The organism is Flavobacterium sp. (genome assembly GCF_044373165.1).
Lineage (GTDB): Bacteria > Bacteroidota > Bacteroidia > Flavobacteriales > Flavobacteriaceae > Flavobacterium.
This window is the reverse complement of record NZ_JBILQL010000055.1, coordinates 1-15,817: the sequence shown is the minus strand read 5'-3', so window position 1 is coordinate 15,817 and position 15,817 is coordinate 1. Positions and strand designations below refer to the sequence as shown.

The window sequence follows — 15,817 nt, the reverse complement described above, 5'->3', positions numbered from 1 at the left end:
GTTTCCATGACAAATGGAACGTAAGCGGATTATTTAATTATGCCAATACAACAAAAATTTATATATTTGACCGCTTCGGTAAACTAATTAAACAGATTAGTTCGGCAGGTGACGGTTGGGACGGAACGTTTAACGGACAGTTAATGCCTGCCACGGATTACTGGTTTACGGTAGATTATCCGGAGCAAGGAACTATGAAGCAGTTTAAAGCGCACTTTACGTTAAAACGATAGACCAATTGAAAATAAAAAAAACACCCGTTTAGATGAGCGGGTGTTTTTTTTATGGTTATTATGGAATGTAACAATGTATCAATGTATTAGTACTTGTGGTGTGTTTGATCTAATGAACTACCTAACGTGAATCTAGCCCCGATAGGAGTGGAAATCCTCGTAGAGATTGTAACGGATAGCGGGAGCAGGAGTGAAAGAAAGACCAAAGGTGTGCTCCAAAAAAAAACGCCTCAAAGATTGAAGCGTTTTTTAAGGTCAATTTTTATAATTAAGAGTTGTACACTTTTAAAGCCTCTTTTAAAATGGCCACCGAGCGTATTAAATCTTCTTTTTTGAGAACATAAGCGATACGAACTTCATTTAAACCAACCCCGGGTGTTGAGTAGAAACCGGCTGCAGGAGCGACCATAACCGTTTCGCCGTTGTTGTCATATGACTCTAACAACCATTGTGCGAAATCATCGGCGTTTTTCACAGGCAACTGCGCTATACAGTAGAAAGCCCCTTTTGGGGTAGCTACTTTTACACCTTCAATTTTTTGTAGTTCGGTTACCAAAGTATCTCTGCGGTCTTTGTACTCGGCAATTACATCGTCAAAATAACTTTGAGGTGTTTCTAAAGCGGCTTCGCTGGCAATTTGGGCATAGGTTGGCGGACTCAATCGCGCTTGTGCAAATTTCATAGCCGTAGCCATAACTGCTTTGTTTTTAGACACGATACAACCAATTCGGGCACCGCACATACTGTATCGTTTAGAAACCGAATCAATCATAATGGCGTGTTCTTCCAAACCGGGAACATTCATAACCGAATGGTGTTTTTCGGATTGGTCGTAAATAAATTCGCGGTATACTTCGTCGGCTATGAGAAATAAATCGTGTTTCTTTACGATTTCTGCCAATTGCATGATTTCTTCTTTAGAGTATAAATAGCCGGTTGGATTACCGGGATTGCAAATTAAAATGGCTTTGGTTTTTGGGGTAATCAATTTTTCAAAAGCGGCTATTGGCGGCAAGGCAAAACCTTCGTCTATGGTAGAAATTACCGGAACTACTTTAACGCCGGATGCAATTGAAAACCCATTATAATTAGCATAAAACGGCTCCGGAATGATAATTTCATCACCTGTATCCATAGTGCTTCCCATGGCAAAAAGTAAGGCTTCGGAACCACCGGTTGTGATGATGATATCGGCTACGTCTATAGGCAGACCGTGTGATTTGTAATAGGCGGATAATTTGGTTCGGTAACTTTCAAAACCGGCTGAGTGACTGTATTCTAAAACCTTAATGTCAGCATTTTTTACTGCATTCAGGGCTACATCGGGCGTTTTTATATCGGGTTGACCAATATTTAAATGGTATACTTTGTGTCCTTTTTTCTTCGCAATTTCAGAATACGGCACCAACTTACGAATGGGCGATTCAGGCATTTGCTGACCTTTAATGGAAATATTAGGCATGTTGTTGAAATTTAGTGTTGCAAATTTGCGATTTTTTTAGCTTGAAAGCAATTCCTTATAGGCTTTAAAAATTGTTAAAATTAATTATTCACTACTGTTTTTTATTAAATTTAACCAAAATCACTTTGAATGAGATTCTTTTACTCTTTTATACTGTTTTTAATGACTTTCAACGCGTGCTGGAGTCAGTCGGGTTTTTACTTTCAAAATCATAAAAAAAAAGCAGTTATCCCATTTCAGCTCATTAACAACTTGATTTTTATTCCAATTAAAGTCAACGGGGAAACATTAACCTTTTTACTGGACACCGGAGTGGAGGAAACAGTGCTTTTTAGTCTAGACGACAAAGAAGAAGTAAGTTTATATCAATTGGAAAAGATTATGCTTAGAGGTTTGGGTGCTAACGAAGCAGTGGAAGCATATAAATCTTCTAAAAACAAATTTGAAACAGCCGGATTTACAGACAATGAACACGAAATATATTTAATCCTCGACCAAGAATTTAATTTTTCATCTCAAGTAGGTATTCCCGTTAACGGAATTATAGGCTATCATTTTTTTAAAAATCATTTAGTAGAAATTGATTACGATCATAAAAAAGTTATTGTTTATGACCAATCGTATTCAAAAATCAAAAAGCGTCTCAGTAAGACTTATCAAAAAGATACAATTTCCATTGAAAATAGCAAACCTTATTACTTATCTACTGTAAGTACAACCCGGCAAACCCGACTGTCCAAGATGCTCATTGATACCGGTAACAGTGATGCTATTTGGTTATTTTTGAGTGAGACCCAAGATTTAGCGTTGCCAGAAAAAAATATAAACTGTTTTTTAGGTCGTGGTTTCAGCGGTAATGTTTACGGAAAAAGAGCCAGAATCAATCAATTTACTTTCGGAAATCAAACCTTCAGTAATCCAATAGGCACTTTCCCCGACTCGACTTCTGTTCGCAGTGTTAATTTTGTTGCGGATAGAGTAGGTTCTTTAGGAGGCGAAGTACTTTCCAGATTTAATGTTGTCTTTGACTACGCAAGTAATAGTGTATATTCTAAACCAGGCAATAAAATAAAAGCACCCTTTAATTTTAATATGAGCGGTCTCGAAGTTCAACACGATGGTTTAGAATGGGTTGCCCAAGATTACCAAGACAGAAAAACTTCTGCGGCTGTTTATAAAGCCAATTTTAACAGTGAAAGTCATTTACAAGATAACCTTAAAATTAAGTTTGAGCTAAAACCTGTTTTCAGAATTTTCAATGTGAGAGATGGTTCAACAGCACAGTTAGCAGGGCTTCAAAATGGAGATAGAATCCTCAAAATTAACGGCAAGAATGCACATTACCTCACCTTAGAAAAGATCAATGAGCTTCTCAAATCCGAAGACGGTAAAACCATTGAAATTACAGTAGATCGAAAAGGGGTAAACTTAAAATACAAATTCCAACTCAAAAGTATTTTATAAAAAAACTCCCTTGGATTAGGGAGTTTATATTATTGCATCATCGGACTTTTTGTTTTTTTCTCCAGCAGGTTTTCAACCGGTTTTACAATTACTTCGCCTTTAATTTTTAAGGCTACACGACCTTCATCTACATTCACCGCATTGCTTTCCACAGTAATGGTTTTTCTGATTGGTCCGGGATTCATATTATATTTCACCTCAATCTTTCCGGTTTTTCCCGGCAAAATCGGCTCTGTAGGTTTTGAAGGAATGGTACAACCACAACTCGATTGTACATTAGAAATAATCAGCGGCGCATCACCGGTATTGGTAAATTCAAAAAAGCGAATTCCACTGTCTTCTTCTTTAGTGACTTTACCGTAATCTATGGTATTGTCTTTGTCTTTAAACTCAATTTTGGGACCAGTTTGGGCAAAAACCACTGCATTTACAAGGACTGCCACAATAAGTATCAATTTCTTCATAGGTCAAAAATTTACATTTGGTAAGTAAAAGTACTCGGTTTAAATTAATACACAAAAATTTAATTCTTAATTTTTTCTAAAGTCTTTATTAGTTACTTTTGCAGTTCAGTTTACAAAAGGCGTGCCAGAAGGATAGGAGCGAGTGGTCTGTGTATTTTTGTTATCCGTGTTCCTGCTGTCTGTTGCAATCTTTTTAACCACCAAGGGTTTAAAACCCTCGGCAATTAAAAAGGATTTCCACGACCATCAGGGCTAAAAAGAATCTTCCGGTACCTCTGTAATCTTAAATTTTAAATCTAAATTCTGATATCTAAAATCATATGATTCCATCACAATTCAACGCCAAAGAAGTAGAAAAAAAATGGTACGATTACTGGATGAAAAACAACTATTTTCATTCCAAACCCGACCACCGTCAACCCTATACCATTACCATTCCGCCACCTAATGTGACCGGAGTATTGCACATGGGACATATGTTGAATAATACAATTCAAGACGTGTTAATCCGTCGTGCGCGTTTGAAAGGATTTAATGCTTGTTGGGTTCCCGGTACCGACCACGCGTCTATTGCCACGGAAGCTAAAGTAGTAGCCAAGTTGAAAAGCGAAGGCATCAATAAAAACGATTTAACCCGTGAGGAGTTTCTGAAACACGCTTGGGATTGGACCAACAAATATGGCGGTACTATCTTAGAGCAGTTAAAACAATTGGGTTGTTCTTGCGATTGGGACCGAACCAAGTTTACGATGGATCCGGATATGTCGGCTTCCGTAATTCGTTCTTTTGTAGACTTATACAATAAAGGATTGATTTACCGAGGTTACCGCATGGTAAATTGGGATCCTGAAGCCAAGACTACTTTGTCCGACGAAGAAGTAATCTACGAAGAAAGACAAGGAAAATTATACCATTTAAAATACGCTATTGAAAATTCAAATGAGTTTGTAACGATTGCAACAACACGTCCGGAAACGATTTTAGGTGATACTGCCATTTGTATCCATCCTGATGATGAGCGTTATACACATTTGAAAGGCAAAAACGCTATAGTGCCCATTTGCAACCGAGTAATCCCTATTATTTTCGACGATTATGTGGATATGGAATTTGGTACCGGTTGTTTAAAAGTAACTCCGGCCCACGATATAAATGATAAAACCTTAGGCGAAAAACACAATTTAGAAATCATCGACATCTTTAACGAAGATGCTTCCTTGAATTCATATGGTTTGCATTACCAAGGCAAAGATCGCTTTGTAGTGCGTGAAGAAATCGCTATAGAATTAGAAAACATAGGCGCTTTGGCCAAAACCGAAAACCACTTGAATAAAGTCGGCACTTCAGAAAGAACCAAAGCCGTTATTGAACCACGCTTGTCCGACCAATGGTTTCTAAGCATGGAAGATTTGGTAAAACCGGCCATCAAAGCGGTATTGGAAACTGAAGAAATTAAATTGTATCCGTCGCGTTTCAACAATACTTACCGTCATTGGTTAGAAAACATTCGCGATTGGAACATTTCGCGCCAATTGTGGTGGGGACAACAAATTCCTGCCTACTATTACGGTGACGGCAAAGAAGATTTTGTGGTGGCTGAAAACATAGAGGATGCTTTAAGACTAGCTCAGGAAAAAACCAATAACCAACAACTAACAATCGACAACCTCACTCAAGACGCCGATGCCCTCGATACTTGGTTTTCTTCTTGGTTGTGGCCAATGGCCGTCTTTGGCGGAATCATGGAGCCGGAAAATGAAGATTTTAAATACTATTATCCTACCAATGATTTGGTTACCGGACCGGACATTTTGTTCTTTTGGGTAGCGCGTATGATTATTGCAGGTTACGAATACACCGGTAAAAAACCGTTTACCAATGTATATTTAACCGGATTGGTGCGCGACAAACAACGCCGAAAAATGTCGAAGTCACTGGGCAATTCGCCTGAACCATTGGAACTGATTGAAAAATTTGGTGCCGATGGCGTACGTGTAGGTTTGTTGTTGAGTGCTTCGGCCGGAAACGACATTTTGTTTGACGAAGAATTGTGCAACAACGGGAAAGCCTTTGCTAATAAAATTTGGAATGCGTTCCGACTTATCAAAGGTTGGGAAGTAGCTGATATTGCACAACCTGAAAGTTCAAAAGTGGCTATTGAATGGTACGAAGCCAAGTTGCAACAAACTTTGGTTGAAATAGAAGACCATTTCGATAAGTATCGTTTGTCTGATGCTTTGATGAGTATCTATAAATTGGTTTGGGATGATTTCTGTTCGTGGTTCTTAGAAATGATAAAACCTGCGTACCAACAACCAATCGACCGTGCGACATTTGATAAAGCGATTGAAATGTTAGAAGCCAACTTAAAGTTGTTGCATCCGTTTATGCCGTTCTTAACCGAGGAAATTTGGCAGTATATAGCTGAAAGAACACCGGAGCAAGCCTTAATTATAGCAGAGTATCCTAAAGCCATATCTTTTGATACCAAGCTAATAACTGATTTTGATTTTGCTGCCGAAGTCATAGCCGGTATCAGAACCATCCGCAAAGAGAAAAACATTGCTATGAAAGATGCAGTAGCTTTAATGGCAGTAAACCATGAAAACGCCTCAACTTATTTTGACAGTGTGATTGTAAAATTAGGCAATCTATCCGACTTGGAATATGTAACTGATAAAGTAGATGGTGCTTTAACTTACCGTGTCAAATCAAACGAATACTTTATTCCGGTATCAGGTAATATTGACATAGCTGCGGAAATTGCCAAGTTAACCGAAGAGTTAAAGTATACTCAAGGTTTCTTGCGCAGTGTACAAGGCAAACTAGCTAACGAAAAATTTGTGTCGGGTGCACCACCACAAGTCATTGATAACGAACGCAAAAAAGAAGCTGATGCGTTGGCGAAGATTGCCACGATAGAACAGAGTTTGAATAGTTTGAAATAGAAAAAGCCCCGATTGGGGCTTTTTTGTTTTTTTGCCTTTCGCAAGGACATAATATTATTAAGACCAATAAAAAAGCCGATCTTCAAGAAGACCGGCTTAGTTGGTAAAGGTAAATATATATCTTAGATAACGTTTACATTAACTGCATGTGGGCCTTTCTGACCATTTTCAACAGCATAAGTCACTGCGTCATTTTCGCGTACCGGACCGTTAAGGCCTGTAACGTGTACAAAAACATCTTGACTCCCGTTGTTTGGTGTGATAAAACCGAAGCCTTTAGCTTCATTGAAAAATTTAATTGTTCCTTCGTTCATAATAAATATTGTATTAATATGGGGTAAAGATAGTCTTTATTATTGATTTTACAATAAAAAATAAAATTTATTAAAAAAATACTAATTAAAGCGATTATATTGTAAATATTTTTCAATGTTTTTATTTGAATCAATCGCACTAAAAGATGGCTTTTGGTACAAGCAGAAGGTAGATTTTTTCATTCTCCGCAAATCACTAGGTAACCAACTTTTGTTAACACAAAGGTCTCAATAAAGGTAGGAGGAAAGCTAAGGTTATGTTTTATTCTAATTCTTATACTGTTCTTGCTGTAGTGTCATTTTTCTGAGCAAAGCTATTTGTCCCAGATGATAGTAGCTGTGTTCCAATACGCCTTCGATGTTTCGGAGTATTGTTCCGTATTTTGGGTCTATGAAGGGATGGTCGAATCTACTGTCTTCCATTTGTTCTACAACATTGGCAAACTTGTCGGCATTGTTGAGTAGTTCATTTGCCATTCTTGTCCAATCGGCTTCAGAGTTTATCGGCGGTGCTTCAAAACTGAACTTGTCGCTTATTTCTAGTTTTCCGTTTTCAAAGGCGTTGAGCAATCCATTTAGATAATAGTTGATGTGGAAAGTCAAAGCAGCTATGGTGTTAAACGTACCCATTTTTTGTGAAGCTTGTCGCCAGGTACAACTTTGGATTTGATCCTTGTAGTTGGTGTTGGCAATCCAGTATCCGTTTAGAAATACTTCCCGAAGTCGGTCTGCAAGGGTAATGTTTCTGCTCATAGTATATTTCAAATAATATTTTGTAACAGGTTAGAAATTGATACCACTATATGCTAGACAAGCTAAGTAATAGTGCATTAGGCTAAGATATAACTTTTATGGATAGTTGGGCAGGTAACGCTATTTGTTGTCAAAAAAAAATCCCGTTTCTTGGGAAACGAGATTTTTAATATTTTAAACTGCTCACTGAGCGCTGTTTGCTAGAACTGTTCTCTTCCTGCAAAGTGAAAAGCACCTTCGATAGCAGCATTTTCGTCAGAGTCAGAACCGTGTACAGCGTTTTCTCCGATGGAAGTTGCATATTTTTTACGGATGGTTCCTTCCGCAGCATCAGCCGGGTTAGTAGCTCCGATCAAAGTTCTGAAATCCTCTACAGCATTCTCTTTTTCTAAGATAGCTGCTACAATTGGACCGCGAGTCATAAACTCTACTAACTCACCAAAAAACGGACGAGCCGAGTGAACTGCGTAGAATTTTTGAGCATCAGCTACAGTCAATTGCGTTAATTTCATTGCTACAATTCTGAAACCACCTTCAGTAATCATATTTAAGATACCACCGATGTGTCCGTTTTCTACAGCATCCGGTTTAATCATGGTAAAAGTTCTGTTTGTTGCCATTTTGATAGAATTGATTTTAAATTCGGGTGCAAAAGTAACGTTTTTAAATCATTATCAAAAATAGAATTTACATCAATGTTTTATTATTTTTTGAACCATACTATTCAAAGCTGATGTAAGCTTTAAATAATAAATACCACTTGCTAAATTACTAGCATCGATTGTAAAATCAGTTTGGTTTGGAACTACAGTTTGAACAATTTTACCTGTGATGTCAATCAATTCTGTCTTATCAATAACTTGTTCGGATTGAATAGTCCAATGCGAAACTGCAGGATTTGGATAAATTTTTACAGTACTTAATGAAAAGTCTTGAGTTGATAATGAGTTGACAAACGAATAATTACCGGAAGTTCTTTCAAATGTTACATTGTAAAACCCACCAGATATAGGGATATTTGGACCATTTTGTATTCCAGTTCCGGTAGGAAAAGAAGTTGAACCCCAATTGGTTGCCCAAGTATTATCTTTCCTAAACTTTACTTCGCCTGTAATCACTTGTAAATTTGATATGGTATAAGTAAATCCGTCAGTTGTAGCTAAATCGGTATCTTCAACACCAAAGCCTCCTAATGCTGAACCTAAGATTCCAATACTGGGAAAACTAAAACTATAGGCACCGGTAATTCGATTAAATGTTACAAAAAATTCTCCTCCATTAACCGGTATTGACGGTCCGTTTAATATCGCTGTTCCATTTGGAAAAGCTGTACTTCCCCATACAAAGTTGGTAGCATTGTCCTGACGGAAATAAGCGTTTCCGCTACTGAAATTAAAGCCAGATAGGGTATAAGTGATACCATCGCTGGTCACCATATCTACATCGGCACCACCATAACCATTTTGTGAATCTACAGCTGGTCCCCAAATTCCTATACTTGGAAAAGCCGCTGTTCCAATAAAGGTATAGGTTCCGTTCACACGATTTAAAGTCACATCGTAAGTTCCTGCTATGGTAGGAATGTCTGGGCCGTTTTGTGTGCCTTGCCCGTTTGGAAAAGTATTGCCACCCCAATTGATATCCCAATTGTAGTTTTGACGAAATTTCACCAAACCGGTTGAGATTGTAAGATTTGAAATAGTGTAAGTGATATTGTCGGTGGTGGAAAGAGTAATTTCCGGTCCGTTGGTTGGCGGCCAACCGTTAACACCGCTTCCCACAATAGAAATCGTTTGGGCGTTACCTTTCCATCCAATTACAATTAAGAATAAACAAAGTAGCGTTCTTTTCATACTGATTGATTTTCACATTGATTAGTGACTAAATTTAATCAATGTTTAATTAGGAAAAAAAAGGCTGTACTCGAAAACGTTTTCGTGTTGAAAAGTTCTTGCTTTACAAGCAGATAGTCATGAAATCGGTATCTAATGGTCGCAATTTTTCGAAAATTACGGCAATCAATTCATCGCCGTAATCTAAATAAAATTCAGAGAAGTTATTGCGTCGCTCTTGCAGTGATTGGTTTGGAAAGATTTCGTTTTGTAGTTGTATGATGCGCTCTAAGGTATCGGCATGTTGCCGTTTTTCGGCTTTAAGCAATCGCTTTTCTAAATTTTCTAATCCTTTAAGTTGTTTGACCTCCTGCGCTTTTACGGCCTTACCGAATGACTTGTCGGTTTGTAAAGCAACATCGTGTAAAGCAGCAAACTGTTGTTTAAGGTATTCCTTTTGGGGAGTAAAATCCAATTTGAATTGCGACAACTCTTTGGTTTTTTGATTGAATAAATCTTGTTGATTATTGAACAAATCTGCCCATGATAAGCCTAATTTATCCGCTTTTTGCCATTGTTTTTGAGTTACTAATACAGCAGAGTTTCTAACTAAAAGTATTGGAAAGCTAACCGCATTGGCTTCAAAATTCGATTTCAATTGTAACCAATAGGCAATTTCACCACCTCCGCCAACATAACAAAGATTGGGTAAAATAACTTCTTGGTACAATGGTCGTAAAATTACATTCGGACTAAACTTTTCAGGATGGTTTTTTAAAAGTGATAAGATCTCAGCTTTAGTAAAAACCAAATCAGTGTGGTTTACTTTATAAACGTTGTCTTCCAATACAATACGCTCTCGAATAGCATCTTCGATGTAAAACAAATTAATTTCACGAGGATTAACTTGTATGGTATAGTCAAGTAACGATTTATTGGTTTTCATGACTTTTTCAAAAGCCGATTGGTCCAACAATTCCTTTTCTACATAGGGTACAAACAATTGTTTTAAAATTGCATCATCGCCATCTAATATTACCAAACCGTATTTGCCAAACAATTCATTGGCTAAATACCTTGTAGCGTCTGCCAAAGTAGCGTGTTTCAGGTAACTGTTATCAAATAAAGACTGCAAGTAAGTGGCGTTATGGCCTAACCCTAATTCACGTGTAAAAACTTCAAATACCTCATCTAAACCTGCAGTAGATAATCGGCCAACCGGTCCGTTACTTTCCCGATTCCATTTGATTTTAGTTTGTTTGAAATGGAAATAATTGATTTCTTCAAAGTCGTGGTCTTCTGAAGCCATCCAATAAATCGGCACGAAATTATAATCCGGATAAGCCTCTTTCAGTTCCTTACAAAGGTTAATGGTAGAAACAATTTTGTACAAAAAGTACAACGGTCCTGTAAATAAATTCAACTGATGACCGGTAGTAATTGTGAATGTTTTACTGTCGGCCAAAAGCGAAATATTTTTTTGGGTAACTTCCGAAATATCAAATGTTTGGTATTGTTTTTCTAAAGCGGAAACTAAAGTTTTTCTATTGTCTTTACTATTAAAGTTTTGCTCTTTTTCCGCAAGCTGCAAACTAAAATTTTCCAAAGAGGGGAACCGATTATACAATGCTTTCAATTCAGGTTTTTGCGCTAAATAATCTGTGATTAGTTTAGTGAAATATCCTGATTGTTGATAGCTGATACAGTCGGTTGGCATGGTTAATTTTTTAGTAAAAATACGGAAATCCTAAAAGCAATAAATTAAGTTAAACTTTCAGTTAAGGCGTGATTACTGAACCGTAAAGGTAATCATCACCCAAATAAAAATTTGAATTACCTCTGGTCATGGTGACCTTTTTTAAACGAATCGTATGTTGAAAACCGGTACCGAAAGTAGTAGTGCTCACTTCAATAATACCGCTCACATTGGTAATACCATCGTTGGCTAACCATTCCTGAGCCATTGTTGGAGTGGTTGGCGTAACTGAGGCACAAAAATAGGCATCGTTAACCGTTCCTGTAAACAAACGATAGGCAACTTTATTGGTCGCACTGATTAATGCGGTTCTCGGTGTAGTTGTATTAATGTTTTGAAATAGTGTACTGTAATCGGCAAGGTCTAGCACAAAAGATTCACTACCACTGAAATTAAAAATGCGGTTATCACAAGTGCTTTTTTCAGCTTCTTCATCAAAACCGAAAGCTAAAGGAGAAACCGAAGTAGTATAGTTACCGAAAGTATAAGTTTCATACACTTGTGTGCCATTAGGTTTTTGGAAAGTGATGTCTTTGAAAACAATAAAATGTTTGTAGCCGGTAATTTGTGTTATTCCGGTGGTGGCATTAACTGTTTTTACAGCCGTGGTTGTAATTTGTACCGTTCCGGCAGTAGCATTCCATTCTTCTAATAAATTAGGCGTAGCCGCTGGAATTGTTGGGCAAATATTATCCTGACTCGCGGTACCATTATATTGGCGGTAAATGACTTGAATTGTGCTATTGATATTTACTTCAATGGGATTTCCTTCCGGAGTTTCATCATTGATAAAAGTACTGGCCGGGATAGCTAAAATAAGCATTTCGCTATCTTTTACTTTGTAAATTACGTCTCTGCTACTGCATTTTTGAGCGTTTACTTCGCTAAAATCGATAGTGTCAACAGTCAAATCACCGTCGTCGCAAGCGGTGATTAAAAGTAAGGCTGTGAATATCCCTAATAGTCGTTTCATGGATGGTATATTTTTTAGCAAAAATAACTTTTTTACCCTATTAAATGTATCTTTTATCATTTAATTAGGATAGTCGTTTTATATTTGCACCATGCAAAAAGTATATCTTGATAACGCCGCAACTACGCCTATTCGTCAGGAAGTAATAGACGAAATGGTGCGCGTAATGCAAACTGATTTCGGTAATCCGTCTTCTACGCACAGTTCGGGACGAAGCGCCAAAGCTGTGATGGAAACTTCGCGTAAAACCATTGCCAAGTTACTACATTGTTCGGCTTCTGAAATAGTGTTTACATCGAGCGCAACAGAGGCAACTAATTGGATTTTGAGAAATGCCGTAAAAGATTTTGGCGTAAAAAGAATCATTACTTCCAAAGTAGAACATCACGCTACTTTGTACACGGTTAAAGCCCTGGAAGAAGAATTTGGTATTACTGTTGATTTTGTCAATGTTAATACTGACGGTAGTTTAGATTATCAACAGTTGTTCGAATTATTACAAGACGAAACCAAAACATTAGTTTCTTTAATGCATGTAAATAACGAAACCGGTGTAGTTCACGATGTGGCCAAAATTGCATCGCTTTGCCAAGTACCTCATGTCTTATTTCATTGCGATACCGTTCAATCTGTAGGGAAATCAGTAATTGATTTGCAACAACTTCCCGTTGACTTTTTGGTGTCGAGTGCACACAAATTCCACGGTCCGAAAGGCATAGGTTTTGCTTTTGTTCGTAAGAGTTTGGTGTTGCAACCGTTGCTTTTTGGCGGTGAACAAGAAAAAGGATGGCGTGCCGGTACCGAAGCAGTACATCAAATTGCCGGTATGGCTAAAGCTTTGGAATTAGCGTATGAGCATATGGAAGAAGAAACCAAATATATTGCAAACTTAAAATTGTATTGTTGGGCTGAATTGCAAGCAGCGTTTCCTCAAGCAAAGCCCAACGGAACAAATACCTTTTACAATATTCTAAATGTTGTTTTACCATTTTCTGCTGAAAAAACAGCCATGATTTTGTTTAATTTAGATATGAAAGGTATCGCGGTTTCTCGTGGTAGCGCCTGTCAGAGCGGTAGTATTAAGCCCTCGCATGTGTTGGCAGAGATGCTGTCGGATGCTGATTTGGTTAAACCCAGTTTGCGAATTTCTTTTAGTCATTACAATACCAAAGCCGATATTGATTACTTAATAAAAGCGCTGCAAGAAGTATAGTTCAGGTTTGATTTTATTACTTTTGAGGTATTAAATTGTATATTATGAAGAAATTACTTTTAACCACAGTGCTTGCTTTGAGTTTCTCAACAGTAAGCTTTTCCCAAAAGAAAGGTGACGTTGAATTTGGTTTCAACGTTGGTTATAACGCTTCTACGATTTCCAACTCAGATGTTTCGGCAGATGAAGCTTCCGGATTTAACTTTGCCGGATCTTTAGATTACTATTTCTCAGAGCGATGGAGTATCAAAGGAAAGTTAATATACGACCAAAAGGGTTGGGATAACGGCTTTATGGAAGATACTAACGGATTTGATTATGTAACCGATTTCAATATTAATTATTTAACGGTTCCTGTTATGGCCAATTGGCATTTCGGTAGAAAGAGAAATTGGTTTTTAGAGTTTGGCCCTTACGTGGGTTTTTTGTTAAATGCAGAAGATGTTCGCTTCGGAACTGATGTAACAGACGCTTTTAATCCAACTGATTTTGGTTTGGCGTTGGGAATTGGCGTGAAAATCCCGGTTTCTAATAAAATCAAGTTATTTTTTGAATACGAAGGTCAGGGAGGTTTTAACGATGTTTTTAAAGTAAATGATTTTTCCAGTGTCACTAACAGCCGATCTAGTTTAAATGTCGGAATCAATTTTTTAATGAAGTAATAGTTTAAAAAAAAATCTGCTCTGAAGCGGATTTTTTTTTTTGGATATTATTTTCCGGCCGCGGCTTTCTTTTTGGCTTTCTCTTGTTTTTTGAAATAACCACGGAATAAGAAATTGCTTTTTAAAGCTTCTAAATTCTCATTGAGTTTTTGGCTGGCCTGATTGATGTTGGTCATGGTCGAATCAATTTGTTTCACCAATTTCGGATCGTTTGACAAATAGTTAATGGCGCCTTTTCCTTCTTTGATGTTGGAAATGGTTGCATTTAAATTGGAAACTACTTTGTTAATTTCTTGACTGGAAGAATCCAAATTGGTTACAATATGTCTGATTTTGTTGCCAACCATTGTATCTTTTAAAACACCAATAACGTTGTCTTTGTGGTCTAAATCCTCTATTTGACGGTTAAGTTTGTCCATGGTTTGACTGGTTTTCTGACTGGTAATTTTAAGATTGTAAATTGTTGTTTTTAAATCGTTTGCCATGGCAGAGTCGCGCAATAACAAACCAATTGTTCCTTTTCCGTTATGAATATCGTTGGTTATTTTCAGTAAATCAGCGGTGAGTTGGGCTGCATTTTGATTGGTTACATTCAAAGTGCTCAACATATCATCGGTACGAATGCGATTATTGGATTTGATAAAATCGCCGGATTGTACCGGTAGAGCATTTCCTTTACCCGGAATGATATTGATGATAACGCTGCCTACCAATCCATCTGAACCAATAGTTGCTACAGCATTTTTTTTAATATGTGGGAAAACAGTTCGGTCAATCTGCATTTCTACGTTAATGGTGGAATCGTTGATGATTTCTATCCCGCGTACGGTTCCAACGTTGATGCCGGAGTAGCGAACATTGTTACCCAATTGTAAACCGGAAACATTGTTAAAAACAGCCGTCAGCGGTTCGGTTTTGCCAAACATTTGTTGTTTGGTGCCGATAAAATAAATGGCTAACACAAACAAGGATAGACCAATAATTACGAACAGACCAAGGCGGATTTTTTGAGAAGCTGTTTTTTCCATAGGACTAAGTTATTTAAAAAAGGCTTTGATTTTAGGATCTTCTGAAGTTGATAGTTCCTCAAATGTTCCTTCGGCATAATTAATATTATCTATTAGCAGTATCATTCTGTTGGCGATGACTCTTGCGCAATCTACATCATGGGTAATGATAATAGAAGAAGTGTTATATTTTTTTTGTATCGACATCATTAATAAAATGATTTCTTTGGAAGTTATCGGATCTAAACCAGTGGTAGGTTCGTCATACAAAATGATTTTGGGTTGCAGTATTAAAGTGCGAGCCAAGGCAATACGACGTTTCATACCTCCAGATAATTCGGCAGGCATTAAATCGATGGCGTGGGCCAGACCAACATTTTCCAACGCTTCCAATACTAATGGCGTAGTGTCTTCAATGATTCCGAACTTTTTGGTATGTCGGCGCAACGGAAATTCTAAATTTTCTCGAACCGACATAGAATCATACAAAGCACTGCCTTGAAACAAAAAGCCGATTTCGGTACGCAATTCATCCAATTCCCAATGTTCGAGTTGGTTGATGTTTTTCCCCATTACGGTAATGGTTCCGCTGTCGGGTTCTTCCAAACCAATTAAGCATTTAATCATTACCGATTTGCCCGAACCCGATTTGCCCATGATGACCAGGTTTTCACCTTCGTATAATTCCATATTGAAGCCTTCGAGTACATGATTGTCACCAAAGCTTTTTCGGAGC

15 protein-coding genes are annotated in these 15,817 nt (G+C 37.5%); 5 read left to right on the top strand and 10 right to left on the bottom strand.

The features are described 5' to 3' along the window. The coding region (locus ACIQ32_RS08260; RefSeq protein ID WP_396195214.1) for a T9SS type B sorting domain-containing protein at positions 1-233 on the top strand (233 nt) is incomplete at its 5' end. A gap of 268 nt (positions 234-501) precedes the next feature. On the opposite strand, the gene ACIQ32_RS08255 is transcribed toward ACIQ32_RS08260, so the two are convergent. Next, positions 502-1,695, bottom strand: a complete 1,194-nt coding sequence (locus tag ACIQ32_RS08255; protein ID WP_396195213.1) for a pyridoxal phosphate-dependent aminotransferase — start codon at positions 1,693-1,695, stop codon at positions 502-504. A gap of 129 nt (positions 1,696-1,824) precedes the next feature. Here ACIQ32_RS08255 and ACIQ32_RS08250 point away from each other — a divergent pair, with 129 nt between their 5' ends. Next, complete coding sequence (locus ACIQ32_RS08250) at positions 1,825-3,159, top strand: aspartyl protease family protein (RefSeq protein WP_396195212.1); 1,335 nt, start codon at positions 1,825-1,827, stop codon at positions 3,157-3,159. A 29-nt stretch (positions 3,160-3,188) separates the two neighbouring features. Here the strand turns inward: ACIQ32_RS08250 and ACIQ32_RS08245 are convergent, their stop codons facing one another. Continuing rightward, a complete protein-coding gene (locus ACIQ32_RS08245) occupies positions 3,189-3,623 on the bottom strand; it encodes a DUF1573 domain-containing protein (protein WP_396195211.1) in 435 nt (144 codons plus the stop codon). A gap of 320 nt (positions 3,624-3,943) precedes the next feature. Between ACIQ32_RS08245 and ACIQ32_RS08240 the strand changes: the two genes are divergently transcribed. Beyond that, entirely contained in the window at positions 3,944-6,571 is a 2,628-nt protein-coding gene (locus ACIQ32_RS08240; protein WP_396195210.1) for a valine--tRNA ligase, read from the top strand. A gap of 122 nt (positions 6,572-6,693) precedes the next feature. Here ACIQ32_RS08240 and ACIQ32_RS08235 read toward each other — a convergent pair whose 3' ends face one another. From ACIQ32_RS08235 to ACIQ32_RS08210, 6 genes are all read right to left on the bottom strand, one after another. Further along, positions 6,694-6,885, bottom strand: coding sequence for a cold-shock protein (locus ACIQ32_RS08235; RefSeq protein WP_396195209.1), 192 nt, complete (start codon positions 6,883-6,885; stop codon positions 6,694-6,696). Positions 6,886-7,152: 267 nt separating this feature from the next. Beyond that, positions 7,153-7,638, bottom strand: a complete 486-nt coding sequence (locus ACIQ32_RS08230; protein WP_396195208.1) for a DinB family protein — start codon at positions 7,636-7,638, stop codon at positions 7,153-7,155. Between the two features lie 200 nt (positions 7,639-7,838). Then, positions 7,839-8,258, bottom strand: coding sequence for a nucleoside-diphosphate kinase (locus tag ACIQ32_RS08225; protein ID WP_396195207.1), 420 nt, complete (start codon positions 8,256-8,258; stop codon positions 7,839-7,841). A 72-nt stretch (positions 8,259-8,330) separates the two neighbouring features. Further along, entirely contained in the window at positions 8,331-9,491 is a 1,161-nt protein-coding gene (locus tag ACIQ32_RS08220) for a T9SS type A sorting domain-containing protein (RefSeq protein ID WP_396195206.1), read from the bottom strand. A 103-nt stretch (positions 9,492-9,594) separates the two neighbouring features. Then, complete coding sequence (gene bshC, locus ACIQ32_RS08215; protein WP_396195205.1) at positions 9,595-11,187, bottom strand: bacillithiol biosynthesis cysteine-adding enzyme BshC; 1,593 nt, start codon at positions 11,185-11,187, stop codon at positions 9,595-9,597. A gap of 61 nt (positions 11,188-11,248) precedes the next feature. Continuing rightward, positions 11,249-12,199 carry a hypothetical protein gene (locus ACIQ32_RS08210; RefSeq protein ID WP_396195204.1) on the bottom strand — a complete coding sequence of 317 codons (951 nt, stop codon included), beginning with the start codon at positions 12,197-12,199 and terminating at the stop codon, positions 11,249-11,251. A gap of 91 nt (positions 12,200-12,290) precedes the next feature. On the opposite strand from ACIQ32_RS08210, the gene ACIQ32_RS08205 reads away from it, so the two are divergent. Together ACIQ32_RS08205 and ACIQ32_RS08200 are read left to right on the top strand one after the other, a co-directional pair. Continuing rightward, positions 12,291-13,412, top strand: coding sequence for a cysteine desulfurase family protein (locus ACIQ32_RS08205; protein WP_396195203.1), 1,122 nt, complete (start codon positions 12,291-12,293; stop codon positions 13,410-13,412). A gap of 44 nt (positions 13,413-13,456) precedes the next feature. Further along, a complete protein-coding gene (locus ACIQ32_RS08200; protein ID WP_396195202.1) occupies positions 13,457-14,074 on the top strand; it encodes a porin family protein in 618 nt (205 codons plus the stop codon). 47 nt (positions 14,075-14,121) lie between these two features. On the opposite strand, the gene ACIQ32_RS08195 is transcribed toward ACIQ32_RS08200, so the two are convergent. Next, positions 14,122-15,102: an MlaD family protein gene (locus ACIQ32_RS08195; protein ID WP_396195201.1), complete on the bottom strand. Its 981-nt coding sequence runs from the start codon at positions 15,100-15,102 to the stop codon at positions 14,122-14,124. A 9-nt stretch (positions 15,103-15,111) separates the two neighbouring features. After that, a partial coding sequence (locus tag ACIQ32_RS08190; RefSeq protein ID WP_396195200.1) for an ABC transporter ATP-binding protein occupies positions 15,112-15,817 on the bottom strand: 706 nt, incomplete at its 5' end.

Coding starts and splice junctions, on each gene's coding strand:
- ACIQ32_RS08255 (WP_396195213.1), bottom strand. CDS start 1,695: ATGCCTAATATTTCCATTAAAGGTCAGCAAATGCCTGAATCGCCCATT.
- ACIQ32_RS08250 (WP_396195212.1), top strand. CDS start 1,825: ATGAGATTCTTTTACTCTTTTATACTGTTTTTAATGACTTTCAACGCG.
- ACIQ32_RS08245 (WP_396195211.1), bottom strand. CDS start 3,623: ATGAAGAAATTGATACTTATTGTGGCAGTCCTTGTAAATGCAGTGGTT.
- ACIQ32_RS08240 (WP_396195210.1), top strand. CDS start 3,944: ATGATTCCATCACAATTCAACGCCAAAGAAGTAGAAAAAAAATGGTAC.
- ACIQ32_RS08235 (WP_396195209.1), bottom strand. CDS start 6,885: ATGAACGAAGGAACAATTAAATTTTTCAATGAAGCTAAAGGCTTCGGT.
- ACIQ32_RS08230 (WP_396195208.1), bottom strand. CDS start 7,638: ATGAGCAGAAACATTACCCTTGCAGACCGACTTCGGGAAGTATTTCTA.
- ACIQ32_RS08225 (WP_396195207.1), bottom strand. CDS start 8,258: ATGGCAACAAACAGAACTTTTACCATGATTAAACCGGATGCTGTAGAA.
- ACIQ32_RS08220 (WP_396195206.1), bottom strand. CDS start 9,491: ATGAAAAGAACGCTACTTTGTTTATTCTTAATTGTAATTGGATGGAAA.
- bshC (WP_396195205.1), bottom strand. CDS start 11,187: ATGCCAACCGACTGTATCAGCTATCAACAATCAGGATATTTCACTAAA.
- ACIQ32_RS08210 (WP_396195204.1), bottom strand. CDS start 12,199: ATGAAACGACTATTAGGGATATTCACAGCCTTACTTTTAATCACCGCT.
- ACIQ32_RS08205 (WP_396195203.1), top strand. CDS start 12,291: ATGCAAAAAGTATATCTTGATAACGCCGCAACTACGCCTATTCGTCAG.
- ACIQ32_RS08200 (WP_396195202.1), top strand. CDS start 13,457: ATGAAGAAATTACTTTTAACCACAGTGCTTGCTTTGAGTTTCTCAACA.
- ACIQ32_RS08195 (WP_396195201.1), bottom strand. CDS start 15,102: ATGGAAAAAACAGCTTCTCAAAAAATCCGCCTTGGTCTGTTCGTAATT.